The following is a 12,276-nucleotide window of genomic DNA, read 5'->3' as shown; positions in this document are numbered from 1 at the left end:
TACATACATAAAATCAATTTTCATACTTAAGTTGAATCATTTATTTTTGTATACTTTTCCCTCACCGAAAGATTCTACAATATATTAATTAGCAGGTCTCCTGGCTTAGAAAGCATATCTACTCACCGCCTTCCCACCAAAGTTATATCTTCGGCAGTGGCTCTTGGTTTTCGCCCTTCATTACAGTAGAGTGAGCTGCTGCAGATTTGCACTGCATTCCCTTTTAATTTGGCAAATGCCAAAACTAATATGATTCATAATAACATCTATCTTTTACAATGTCAAATAATGATAAAATATGCAGATATATTATCATTATATATTTCTATTCAAAATTCAAGAAAAAATATATTAAATTCATAAAAAATAAAAGACAGCACATCGCTGTCTTTTTATTTTCATATACTATTCAAAAATAGCTACAACACTTCCGTCATATTTTTCATCAATAAAGTTCTTAACGGTTTCAGATTGAAGTGCCTTTAACAAAGCTTTTGTTTTATCGGTATTTTCATTTCCTTCTTTTACACAAAGAATATTTGCATATGTCTTTGCGGCTTCACTGTCTGCAGTTTCAATAGCAAGAGCATCTTTCTTAACGCTTAATCCAGCTTCCATAGCATAATTACCGTTAATTACAGCAAAATCAACATCTTGTAAACTCTTAGGGATTTGAGCGGCTTCCAATTCTTGAATTTTTACATTTTTAGGATTTTGCTCAATATCTTTTGCAGTCGCATTCAGTCCCGCATCTTTTTTAAGAGTTATAACTCCGTTTTTTTCAAGAAGAAGTAAAGCTCTGGCTTCATTTGTTGTATCATTTGGAACCGCAATTGTTGCCCCTTCCGGTATATTTTTCAAATCTTTAGATTTGCCGGCATAAATACCAAGAGGTTCATAATGAACTGTACCTACTGAAACAAGCTTTGTACCTTGTTCTTCATTAAATGAATCCATATAAGGCTTGTGTTGGAAAAAGTTTGCATCCAAAGTTCCGTCGTCAACGACTTTATTTGGTTGAACATAGTCAGTAAACTCAGTAACTTCCAACGTATATCCTTCTTTTTGCAAATCGTCTTTAATTGCATTTAAAATTTCAGCATGAGGAACAGCTGTTGCTCCCACCTTTATAACTTTGTCATCAGACCCGCCTTTGCTTCCGCATCCTGTCAAAAATCCGAAAGCCAAAACACCGGTTAATAAAACAGCAAGTAATTTTTTCATGTTTTTTCTCCTTTATATATCTTATATTCTTTTATCAATCTTCACCGCAAACTTTGTACCCATTGCCTGAAGAATTTGAACTATTAAAACCAGCAATATAACCGTTATAATCATAATACTCGATTCGTATCTGTAATAACCGTAACGTATGGCTATATCACCGAGCCCGCCACCGCCTACAAATCCGGCAAGAGCGGAGTATCCAAGTATTGTCGTTATTGATATTGCAAACCCCACCAACAAAGACGGCATTGATTCCTTTATCAAAACTTTCTTTACAATTTGAAAAGGAGAAGCTCCCATAGAAAGAGAGGCTTCTATAACTCCTCTGTCAACCTCTTTAAGAGAAGATTCAACCATCCTTGCAATAAAAGGCGCGGCTCCTATAACAAGAGGTACGATAGTTGCCGTAGAACCTATAGTTGTGCCGACAATCAGTCTCGTTACGGGAATCAACAAAACAAGCAATATCAAAAAAGGAATACTTCTCAAGATATTCGTAAGAATATCCAGGAATTTATATATAAATCTGTTTTCTTTTATTCCGCCTTTTGCCGATGTGACCAGCAAAACTCCCATGGGAAGCCCTATAATATATGCTATAACCGTAGAAACTATGGTCATATACAATGTTTGAAGCACTCCCATTCCTATCATCTGCCATTCAGCACTGCCTAACATACTATTTATCCATCCTTTCTACAACCAAATTTTTTCTGTTTAAATATTCCATAACTTTTCTTTTTTCTTCTTCGTCTTTTGGAATTTCTATGACTATCTGCCCCAAAGCTTTTCCTTCTATATCTTTAACATTTGCATAAAGGATAGAAACTTTTATGCCGAGTTCCAAAATCATATCAGATATAACAGGTTCGTGAGTAGTGCTTCCGTCAAAAACAATTCTGAGTGAATTGCTTTTCAAATCATTACTCATTTTATTACTGTCGGGATTTATAGTATTTCTTGCCCAGTTACTCTTAGGATGAGTAAATATTTCTTCAACACTGACTGTTTCCGTAATCATCGAATTCTCAATAACAGCCACATGAGTACATATTTCTTCAACAACACTCATTTCATGAGTGATAATTACTATTGTTATACCTAATTTTTGGTTAATACCTTTTAAAAGTTCCAGTATTGAAGATGTGGTGTTAGGGTCAAGTGCAGATGTTGCTTCATCACAGAGCAGTACGCTCGGATTTGAAGCAAGGGCACGAGCTATAGCAACTCTCTGCTTTTGTCCTCCGCTTAACTTTGCAGGATAAGCATTTGCTTTTTCGCTAAGTCCCACCATATCAAGCAATTCCAAAGCCCTTCTTTGTGCATCTTCTTTTTTCATTCCTGTTATTTCCAAAGGAAACATCACGTTTTTAATTACCGTATCCTGCATAAGAAGATTAAACTGCTGGAAAATCATACCGATCGAATGTCTTACTTCTCTAAGCTCTTTGTCACTAAGCACCGATAAATCTTTACCACTTATCAAAACTCTTCCTTTTGTCGGCTTCTCAAGGTAATTTATACACCTTACAAGGGTACTTTTCCCTGCCCCACTCATACCTATAATTCCGTAAATCTCACCTTTGTTTATTTCCAAATTTATATCTTTTAATGCATTAACTTCCCCGTCTTTGGAATAAAAGGTTTTATACAAATTTTCAATTTTTATAATCGGATATTCTTCACTTCTCAAATCCATTATTTCTTCATTCCTTATTCTTTGATTTTTTTATAAACATTTAAATTTGATTATAACATAACTTTATATATATTTTAATCTGAATAACAATATTTTAATTTTAACTATAATAATATTCAAAGATGATTTTTTATAGTATAGCACATATCCCCATTATATGTTAATTCTATTTTTTTATATCTTGATATAGAAATAAGCTATATCAAAATAAAATAAAAAAACGCCCTAAAGCGTTTTAATATTTTTTTTTAAATGCAAAAGCAATTTTCTCGACCGCTTTTTTTTCTATTCTGGAAACATATGACCTGGATATACCATATATCTCGGCTACTTCTCTTTGAGTATAACTCTTTTTGCCCTTAAGTCCGTATCTTAAATATATAATTTCTTTCTCCCTGTCAGTAAGGACTTCTTCCATTATTTTGTATAAAAACTCACTTTCGACTTTTAGATTGACTTTACTGTTAACATCATCTTCATCGGTGGCAAGAATATCAAGCAAAGATATATTATTCCCCTCTTCATCAAAACTTATATAATCTTCCAAAAATACATTCGATGCCGTTTTGGTTTCGCTTCTTAGTGCCATAAGTATTTCATTATCAATACATCTGGCAGCATACGTGGCAAATTTGGTTCCTTTATTGTAATCAAATGAATTAATTCCCTTAATCAGCCCTATAATTCCGATAGAAATAAGATCGTCTTTGGAAATATTTGAAGATGAATACTTTTTACTCACATGGGCAACAAGCCTTAAATTATGATTAATAAGCTTTTCTTTCGCAGCATTATCATTATCTTCTTTAAACAACTTAAAATATTTAATCTCTTCCTCTTTTTTTAGTGGTTTGGGGAAAGATTCACTGGATGAAAAATACCCTAAAAATATAAGCACTTGTTGAAGCAAATCCAAAATCCCTAAAAAACCTAACATAAAATCACCCCCATAAACTAACTATATGAAGAAAAAATATAAATCTTGCTTGTACCCATATCAAATCCTACACATAAAATAAAATTTTGAATTTGCTTTTGTTAAAACCCATATAATCTTCTCAAAACACATTGCTTAGCAGTGATAAAACTTTATTTTTAGAACTTTTTATTATATAATTTAACAGTAATTATTTTTAGGAGAAGCAATATGTACAAATATGTTATTTTTGATTTGGACGGAACATTGATAGACACATCAGAAGGTACAGTAAAAATGTTCAAAGCCTCTTTAAATCATGCAGGAATATTTGAAAGTGACGAAAATATAAAAGCACTAATAGGTCCACCACTAACAAGAAGATTGGTAAACGACTACGGATTAAGCGAAACACAAGCAAGAGATGCAGTGGATATAGGCAACAAATACTTCTTTGAAAAAGGAGTTTATGAATGCCGTGTATTTGATAATATGATAAGCACACTGGAATTACTAAAAGATAAAGGCATTAAAATGTCAGTGGCAACCAGCCAACCCGAAAAATCCGCTTTGATTGAAATGGAACACGTAGGCATACTTAATTATTTTGAAACGATACAAGCAAACGATTTGTATCAAACAAGAGGAACTAAAAGTGACTTTATAAAAATATGCCTAAACGAAATGAATATAGATAACAAATCAGAATGTATCATGATAGGCGATAAACATCCAGACATTATGGGAGGAAAAGAGAACAACTTAGATACAATAGGTGTACTTTACGGATACGGTGATCTGGAAGAAATCAAAGAAAGCAAACCTACTTATATTGCAAGCTCTCCGGATGAAATCGCAAATATAATTTTAGGTTAGTTTTTAATGTTTTTTCCTTGACACTGGTTATGTAAATATATAAAATTATAATTTAAGGAAAAGCGAAAAACAGCATTAATAAAGAAATGGAGTACAATATGGTTTTTGAAGATTTAAATAAAAATAGCGTCAAAGATATGGAAAAAGAAATATCGAATCATTGGGAAGATATCGATATACTAAAAAGATCCCTTGAAACAAGAGAAGGATGTGAAAACTTTGTATTTTACGAAGGACCGCCTACAGCAAACGGGAAACCGGGAATCCATCATGTAATAGCAAGAACATTGAAAGACAGTGTATGCAAATTTAAAAACATGCAAGGATATAGAGTAAAAAGAAAAGCTGGCTGGGACACACACGGGCTTCCTGTTGAAATAGAAGTTGAAAAAACACTGAATATGAACGGTAAGGGCGACATAGAAAAATACGGTATTGCCGAATTTAACAAAAAATGTAAAGAAAGTGTATTTACTTATGAAGCCCTTTGGAGAGAAATGACAAAAAGAATGGGTTATTTCGTAGATTTGGATAATCCTTACATTACTCTTGATAATAATTATATAGAATCAGTGTGGTGGATTTTAAAAGAATTTTTTGACGCAGGTTTAATTTACGAAGGCCATAAAATTTTACCTTACTGCCCTAGATGCGGAACGGGACTTGCATCTCACGAAGTTGCACAGGGATATCAAAATATAAAATCCAACTCTGTATACGTGGCATTCAAAATAAAGGATAAAGACGAATACTTTTTAGTATGGACAACAACACCTTGGACTTTACCTTCAAATGTTGCTCTTTGTGTGGGAGCAGATATAGATTATGTAAAAGTAAAAGCAAAAGGTGAAACCTTTATACTTGCAAAATCACTGCTAAATACAGTTATAGGCGAAGATTATGAGCTAATAGAAGAAATGAAAGGTAAAGACCTTGAATATACAGAATATGAACAGCTATTGGACTTCGTAAAAGTACCAAACGGCAAAAAAGCTCATTATGTTATTCTTGGAGATTTTGTTTCTACCGAAGACGGTACAGGTATTGTTCATATAGCGCCTGCATTCGGTGAAGATGACTACAATGTATCGAGAAAGTATAACCTTCCTGTTTTAAATCCTGTCGGAGAAGACGGCAAATTTTTAGAAACACCATGGAAAGGTACATTCGTAATAGATGCTGACTTAGATATAATCAAATATCTTAAAGAACATGATTTATTATTTAAAAAACAAAAAATAGAACATAATTATCCACATTGTTGGAGATGTAAAACACCACTTCTTTATTACGGCAAGCCAAGCTGGTATATCGAAATGACTAAACTAAGAGATGACCTCGTTGCCGCAAACAATACGGTAAAATGGTATCCTGATTTCGTAGGAGAAAAAAGATTCGGTAACTGGATTGAAAATGTAAAAGACTGGGCGATATCAAGAAGCAGATACTGGGGTACACCTCTTAACATTTGGAGATGCGAATGCGGAAATCTACACAGCGTAGGCTCAAGAAAACAACTTGTCGAAGATGCTATAGAAAATATAGACGAAACAATAGAACTTCACAGACCTTATGTTGATGACATTCATATAAAATGCGATAAGTGCGGAAAAACCATGACCAGAGTAAAAGATGTCATAGACTGTTGGTTTGACTCAGGCTCAATGCCTTTTGCACAACAGCACTATCCTTTTGAAAACAAAGAGGAATTTGAAGAACAATTCCCTGCAAACTTTATTTGCGAAGGAATCGACCAAACAAGAGGATGGTTCTATTCTCTTCTTGCAATATCAACATTTATAATGAAAAAAGCTCCTTATAAAAGCGTTCTTGTAAATGACTTAATCCTTGATGCAAACGGACAAAAGATGAGCAAATCAAAAGGAAACACAGTTGACCCATTTGATTTGTTTGACAGATACGGTGCCGATGCACTTAGATGGTATTTATTATATGTATCTCCTGCATGGACTCCAACTAAATTTGACGAAGAAGGATTAAAGGAAGTTATTTCTAAATTCTTCAATACCTTAAAGAACGTTTATACATTCTTTGTTATGTATGCAAATACAGACAATGTAGACCCAAGAGAATTCTTTGTTGAATATAAAGACAGAGATGAAATAGATTTATGGATTTTATCAAAATACAATAACCTTGTTAAAGCAGTAACTGATGATATGGAAATTAATGAACATACAAAAGCAGTTAAAAGAATACAGGATTTTGTCAATGAAGATCTATCAAACTGGTATATAAGAAGGTGCAGAAGAAGATTTTGGGCAAGCGAACTAGACAACGACAAAAAAGCCGTATACAACACTACCTATGAAGTTTTGGTTGGATTATGCAAATTAATCGCACCTTTTGCTCCGTTTATTTCAGAAGAAATATACAGAAAACTTACAGAAAAAGAATCGGTTCATATCGAAAGATATCCTATTGCCAACGAATCATTGATTGATGAAAAAACAGAATTTAAAATGGATTTGGTAAGAACGCTTGTATCTCTCGGACGAAGTGCCAGAGAAGAAGCAAACATAAAAGTAAGACAGCCAGTAAGAGATATCTTGGTTTACGGAGCTGATAAAGAAGTTATCGGAGATTTAACGGATTTAATCAAAGAAGAACTTAACGTAAAAGAAGTTACATTCCCTGAAAACCTTGAGGAATACATGAACTTTATTCTAAAATTAGACTTTAAGGTTGCAGGTAAAATTTTAGGCAAAGACGTTAAAAGAGCCGTTGCAGCATTAAATAGCTGTGATGCAAAAGCGGTAATTGATGAACTTGATAAAAACGATGAGGTAACACTTGATACACCTGAAGGTCCATTAATGATTAAGAAAGAATGGGTTGAAATAAGAACAGAAGCGAAAGAAGGTTTCAATGTTCAAAAACAAGACAACTTATTCGTAATCTTGGATACAAACCTTGATGAAGATTTAATCAAGGAAGGTTATGTGAGAGAAGTAATTTCAAAAGTACAACAGATGAGAAAAAATAATGATTATGAAGTTACGGACAGGATTGATATAACCATAGATTGTAGTGATACGATTAAAAGTTCAATAGAGAAGTTTGAAGAATACTTGAAAAAGGAAACTTTATGCGACAACATACTTTATTCACAAAATGACGGAAACAAAGTTAAATTAAATGACCAAGAAGCCGTTATTACATTAAAACGTAACTAAAAAAATAGACTCTTTAAAGAGTCTATTTTTTTATAAACAATGTAAAAATGTTATATCAGAAATAAAATAAAATTATTCAACTACAACACTCGTATCGCTTATCGAGTTTGTTATAGTAACTTTAGATCCTTTTCTTAAGGTAACTTCTGCATTTGTCGTCGCATCAAATTCAACGACTTTATCATTAATCGATAATCTTACTTTACCGCTTCCGCCTCTTTTTGCTTTAATATCTTTTGAGACCAAAGCCTCCAAACCGACTGTATTCGCAGAAAATATTGCATCATGCTTTACCATCAAATCAATTGCATATTCCACAAGAGCAAAAATAACGAGCCCTGTAAGCCCCAGTAATACGCTTATAACAATACTTGGACGCATTGTTATATGATTCGCCAGTGTTTGTATACCCATAAATCCAAATACCAACAGAAATCCGGAAATTGTAAAAATAGAAAAATATCTTACCGTTAACGATTTACTAAGCTGGTTTTGACTCAATGTAAGTATCTTGGGATTGTTGTTTTGAACTATGTTTTCATCCAAATTCGGTTTACCTTTATTACTCCTGATTCTTGTTATTTTTAAAATTGCAAATATTGCAATCCCGAAAAGAGCAATATATACACATACAGTATATATAGTATGCAATAATTTAGGTGTCATCATAACTCTCACTTCCTATATTAAAATTCATATTCTATTAATGTATGTACGTCATAATTATACAGTCTCTCTCTGCCTTTAAGACCGGTAAGCTCCATCAAAGCAATTATTGAAACAATTTCTCCTCCGAGCATTTCTATTGCTTTTGCACTTGCTTCCAATGTTCCTCCCGTAGCAATAAGATCGTCAACAATAACAACTTTATCACCCTTTTTGATGGCATCCTTATGTATCTCTATAGTGTCCGTTCCATATTCCAAATCATAAGTATAGCTCACTGTCTCTCCCGGCAATTTTCCGGGTTTTCTAACAGGAACAAAACCCGCTCCGAGTTTATACGCAACTGCTGTACCAAAGATAAATCCTCTTGATTCCGGTCCTACGATTATATCAATATCATCATCTATAAAATCACATAATCTGTCTATAGCTTCTTTTAACGCATCCTTATCCTTAATAAGAGTGGTAATATCTTTAAAACTTATACCCTTTTTCGGAAAATCTTCTATAACTCTAATTTTACTTTTTAAATCCAATGTTATATCCCCTATCTTAAATTTAATTTTTTCATAATTTTTGTTTTCTCTATATCGCTTTTTGAATTTATTTTTTTAAACGACAAACTAAGTTTATCATTTTCTAAAGAATAATTCAATATATTCATCTCTTTCATTATGTCAAGAGCTAACCTAACCGTAAAATAATTAAGCTCTATGTCGCTTTCGTTTTTTATGTTTTCTATAAAAGAATATATATCATTGTCAGTTACCAGCAACAATTTAAATTTCTTATAAAGATACAAAAAAAACTTTCTTGTTATCTTAACATTGCTTACTATCCTCGAAGTTTTCATATACTTAATTTTTACATTGTCATACACATCTCTTTCAAAATCGTTAAACTCAGGTCTATCAAGTATTATTACTTCATCTTCCGATATTTTTTCATTTGGCAAAACCAACAAATTAACTTTTCCTTTTTCTTTTCTTAGTATATTATAGGAAATACTATAATCACAGTTTTTATATCTTAAAAACTTTATTGCCCTTAAAAAAGTATCTTTATTATATACTACTAAAACATTATCTTTATATTCGTCTATTATGGTTTCAAATGAATATTTTAAAGACTCCCCATCAGGATAAAAATATTCTTTAGAATTTAAATTTTCAATAAAATAATTATAGTATGCCTTGTCAAATTCTTTTAAATTCAAATTATGATAATCTATATCCTTTATTTCAAGCTGAAGCTTTTCCATCCCTTTATACGAATTTATTGACATATTAAAAACAATATCAAATGTCTTCGAAAAATCATATGTTTCAATATAATGTCCGAGAGAAAAACCTATTGCATCATAATAATTGCCATTATACAGAACACTCATTTTAAGATGTGCATTATTTTTACCTATTGCTCTCGCATTGTTAATTTTAACATTTTTTAATATAAGTACACTTCTTGAATTACCGACTCCGAAAGGAGCAAATTTTTCAAGCTCCAAAGCAGTTTTTATATTTAAATTAGACGGTATTGCAACAGTATCATAATATACACGCTTATAAAATAAATTTTCGATTTTCCTGCTACGTGCATACTCGTTTGTTTTACTGATAAGCTTTTGCAGATTATCTATCTTTATACTGAAACCTGCCGCAGCACTGTGTCCTCCAAATTTTTCAAACAAATCTTTACTGTCATTAAGACATTCGAAAATGTCAAACCCTACTATACTTCTGCATGAAGCTTTTATAATATTATTTTCTCCCTTAGCCATGATTACGACCGGTCTGTTGTATTTTTCTGATATTTTACTCGCGGCAACCCCCATTACACCTTCATTAAAATCCTCTCCTAAAATATACAAAATAGAAGAGTTTTCTAATAACGCATTTTCTTCGATTAACCGCTCACTTTCGTTGAATATGCTTTCTTCTATATCTTTTCTTTCGTCATTAAAAGCACAAAGCAATGAAGATAATTCTTCAATTTCAACATCATTATCGCTTAAAAACAATCTTACAGCTTTCATTGCATCATCCAGTCTCCCCGCTGCATTTATTCTGGGACCTATCTGAAAAGCAATATTACCGCAGTTTATATTATTTATATCAAGCTCAGATTTTTTTATCAAGGATAACAAGCCTTTATTATCAGTATATTTTAACAGCTCTAAACCTAAGGCTGCGATTATTCTGTTTTCACTTTTTAACGGCACAATGTCTACAATGGTACCTATCATGGCAAAAATGAGAATTTCATTAATATTAAAATCCAACTCAAAATATTTTATGATTCCGTATGCTATTTTAAAAGCAACCCCGGCACCGCAAAGTTCAGTAAAGGGATACCCTCCTTTTTCCGCTTTTGGATTTATTATACAATATGCATCCGGGAGCTTAGCGGGAGGTGTATGATGATCCGTTATAATAACATCAATACCCTTTTCCTTTAATTTTTCAACCTCTTCCACCGAAGTAATGCCGTTATCCGTCGTTATAACCAAAGAAGGATTCTTTTCGATAATTATATCTATACTCTCATCATTTAAGCCATACCCGTTTGTAAATCGGTTTGGAATCACTATTGAGACATCGATGTTCATAAAATTTAAAACTTTATATAAAATAACACCGGATGTAACTCCGTCACAGTCATAATCAGAAAATATCACGACCTTTTCTCTATTGCAAATTACTTTCTTTAGTCTATCAATAAGCCTTTTCATATCTTTAAATAAGAAAGGATCATATAAATCATCCAACTTTGGATACAAATATTTTTCCACTTCCCCAAGAGTAGTAAACCCTTTAATATTAAGCAATAAAGCACTTAAATAAGATATGTCGAATTGTTCTGTTAAATTGTTTATAAAATCATAATTTATACTTTCCGAGCTTTTTTGTTTAAAAATTTTATATTCCATATACATATTCCTAAAAAAATAATATTATTGATTTTAACACATAATTTTAAAAATTGTAATGAATTAACAAAGAAAGTAATAAATATTTAATATAAAACTGATGAAAGGATTTTATTTTACAATGGCAAAAAATAACAATATCACAAGTTTAACTCACGCCGTTATTATCGGAAGTATTTTCGCGATTATCAGTGTGTTTGTATTTTCTCTTTTTATGTATTTCTTTGATTTCCCGATTAATGTACAATCCGGAGGGTTATACATACTTCTGAATTTGAGTCTGTTCATTTCAAGTGTGCATGCAGGGAAAAAGGTTTCAGGAAAAGGATATCTTTACGGAGTTTTCAGCGGGCTCATCTTTATAGGAATACTGCTTCTGATAAACATACTCATAAATTCTCAAAACTTTATAATTTCCAAATTTCTCATACGTATTCCTTTGCTTCTTTTAATATCTGTCATAGGGGGAATCTTCGGAGCGAACTTAAAAAAATAAAAACCGGTTAACAACCGGTTTTTTTTATTTTGATATAAAAATTTTATTAATTTGTTTTTTTATACATAATTTTACAAATTTCGTATCGACATAAAGTTATCTTTTTAAAGAGAATGTTATTCAAATTTTTGAAATTTTACAAGAAAGCTTTACACATAATTACCACTTCGAAGATCACAATAAATGCTTTTTAAATTTCAATATAAAAAGGAGAAGCATATAATGACTAAATGCGCAATAACAGGACTAAGAGACATAAAATATTTTGAA

Annotated in this window: 10 protein-coding genes and 1 riboswitch; of the genes, 3 read left to right on the top strand and 7 right to left on the bottom strand. The window is 32.0% G+C overall.

Annotated elements, in window-relative coordinates; translation table 11 throughout:
• Positions 1-72 precede the first annotated feature (72 nt).
• Positions 73-264: riboswitch (cobalamin riboswitch) on the bottom strand.
• A gap of 141 nt (positions 265-405) precedes the next feature.
• From QZ357_RS04195 to sigK, 4 genes are all read right to left on the bottom strand, one after another.
• Positions 406-1,224 carry a MetQ/NlpA family ABC transporter substrate-binding protein gene (locus tag QZ357_RS04195; protein WP_290772185.1) on the bottom strand — a complete coding sequence of 273 codons (819 nt, stop codon included), beginning with the start codon at positions 1,222-1,224 and terminating at the stop codon, positions 406-408.
• A gap of 21 nt (positions 1,225-1,245) precedes the next feature.
• Positions 1,246-1,905 carry a methionine ABC transporter permease gene (locus QZ357_RS04190; RefSeq protein WP_290772183.1) on the bottom strand — a complete coding sequence of 220 codons (660 nt, stop codon included), beginning with the start codon at positions 1,903-1,905 and terminating at the stop codon, positions 1,246-1,248.
• 1 nt (position 1,906) lies between these two features.
• Entirely contained in the window at positions 1,907-2,926 is a 1,020-nt protein-coding gene (locus QZ357_RS04185) for an ATP-binding cassette domain-containing protein (RefSeq protein ID WP_290772181.1), read from the bottom strand.
• 235 nt (positions 2,927-3,161) lie between these two features.
• Positions 3,162-3,863, bottom strand: a complete 702-nt coding sequence (sigK, locus tag QZ357_RS04180; protein ID WP_290772180.1) for an RNA polymerase sporulation sigma factor SigK — start codon at positions 3,861-3,863, stop codon at positions 3,162-3,164.
• Between the two features lie 210 nt (positions 3,864-4,073).
• Here sigK and QZ357_RS04175 point away from each other — a divergent pair, with 210 nt between their 5' ends.
• Together QZ357_RS04175 and ileS are read left to right on the top strand one after the other, a co-directional pair.
• Complete coding sequence (locus QZ357_RS04175) at positions 4,074-4,718, top strand: HAD hydrolase-like protein (protein WP_290772178.1); 645 nt, start codon at positions 4,074-4,076, stop codon at positions 4,716-4,718.
• Between the two features lie 98 nt (positions 4,719-4,816).
• Positions 4,817-7,915: an isoleucine--tRNA ligase gene (gene ileS / locus QZ357_RS04170; protein ID WP_290772175.1), complete on the top strand. Its 3,099-nt coding sequence runs from the start codon at positions 4,817-4,819 to the stop codon at positions 7,913-7,915.
• A gap of 72 nt (positions 7,916-7,987) precedes the next feature.
• On the opposite strand, the gene QZ357_RS04165 is transcribed toward ileS, so the two are convergent.
• From QZ357_RS04165 to recJ, 3 genes are read right to left on the bottom strand one after another with little or no spacing between them, the layout of a single operon-like run.
• A complete protein-coding gene (locus QZ357_RS04165; RefSeq protein WP_290772173.1) occupies positions 7,988-8,584 on the bottom strand; it encodes a hypothetical protein in 597 nt (198 codons plus the stop codon).
• A gap of 17 nt (positions 8,585-8,601) precedes the next feature.
• Entirely contained in the window at positions 8,602-9,117 is a 516-nt protein-coding gene (locus tag QZ357_RS04160; RefSeq protein WP_290772172.1) for an adenine phosphoribosyltransferase, read from the bottom strand.
• Positions 9,118-9,128: 11 nt separating this feature from the next.
• Positions 9,129-11,510, bottom strand: coding sequence for a single-stranded-DNA-specific exonuclease RecJ (gene recJ, locus QZ357_RS04155; protein ID WP_290772171.1), 2,382 nt, complete (start codon positions 11,508-11,510; stop codon positions 9,129-9,131).
• Between the two features lie 121 nt (positions 11,511-11,631).
• Here recJ and QZ357_RS04150 point away from each other — a divergent pair, with 121 nt between their 5' ends.
• Positions 11,632-12,006: a TIGR04086 family membrane protein gene (locus QZ357_RS04150; protein ID WP_290772170.1), complete on the top strand. Its 375-nt coding sequence runs from the start codon at positions 11,632-11,634 to the stop codon at positions 12,004-12,006.
• Positions 12,007-12,276 lie beyond the last annotated feature (270 nt).

Source organism: Anaerofustis sp., assembly GCF_019420015.1.
Taxonomy (GTDB): Bacteria; Bacillota; Clostridia; order Eubacteriales; family Anaerofustaceae; genus Anaerofustis.
The sequence above is the reverse complement of the archived record's forward strand: the minus strand, read 5'-3'. Positions and strand labels throughout refer to the sequence as shown.

Excerpts from the sequence above, each read along its gene's own strand:
- recJ (WP_290772171.1), bottom strand. The coding sequence starts at position 11,510 with ATGGAATATAAAATTTTTAAACAAAAAAGCTCGGAAAGTATAAATTAT.
- QZ357_RS04185 (WP_290772181.1), bottom strand. The coding sequence starts at position 2,926 with ATGGATTTGAGAAGTGAAGAATATCCGATTATAAAAATTGAAAATTTG.
- QZ357_RS04150 (WP_290772170.1), top strand. The coding sequence starts at position 11,632 with ATGGCAAAAAATAACAATATCACAAGTTTAACTCACGCCGTTATTATC.
- QZ357_RS04165 (WP_290772173.1), bottom strand. The coding sequence starts at position 8,584 with ATGATGACACCTAAATTATTGCATACTATATATACTGTATGTGTATAT.
- ileS (WP_290772175.1), top strand. The coding sequence starts at position 4,817 with ATGGTTTTTGAAGATTTAAATAAAAATAGCGTCAAAGATATGGAAAAA.
- QZ357_RS04190 (WP_290772183.1), bottom strand. The coding sequence starts at position 1,905 with ATGTTAGGCAGTGCTGAATGGCAGATGATAGGAATGGGAGTGCTTCAA.
- QZ357_RS04195 (WP_290772185.1), bottom strand. The coding sequence starts at position 1,224 with ATGAAAAAATTACTTGCTGTTTTATTAACCGGTGTTTTGGCTTTCGGA.
- QZ357_RS04175 (WP_290772178.1), top strand. The coding sequence starts at position 4,074 with ATGTACAAATATGTTATTTTTGATTTGGACGGAACATTGATAGACACA.
- sigK (WP_290772180.1), bottom strand. The coding sequence starts at position 3,863 with ATGTTAGGTTTTTTAGGGATTTTGGATTTGCTTCAACAAGTGCTTATA.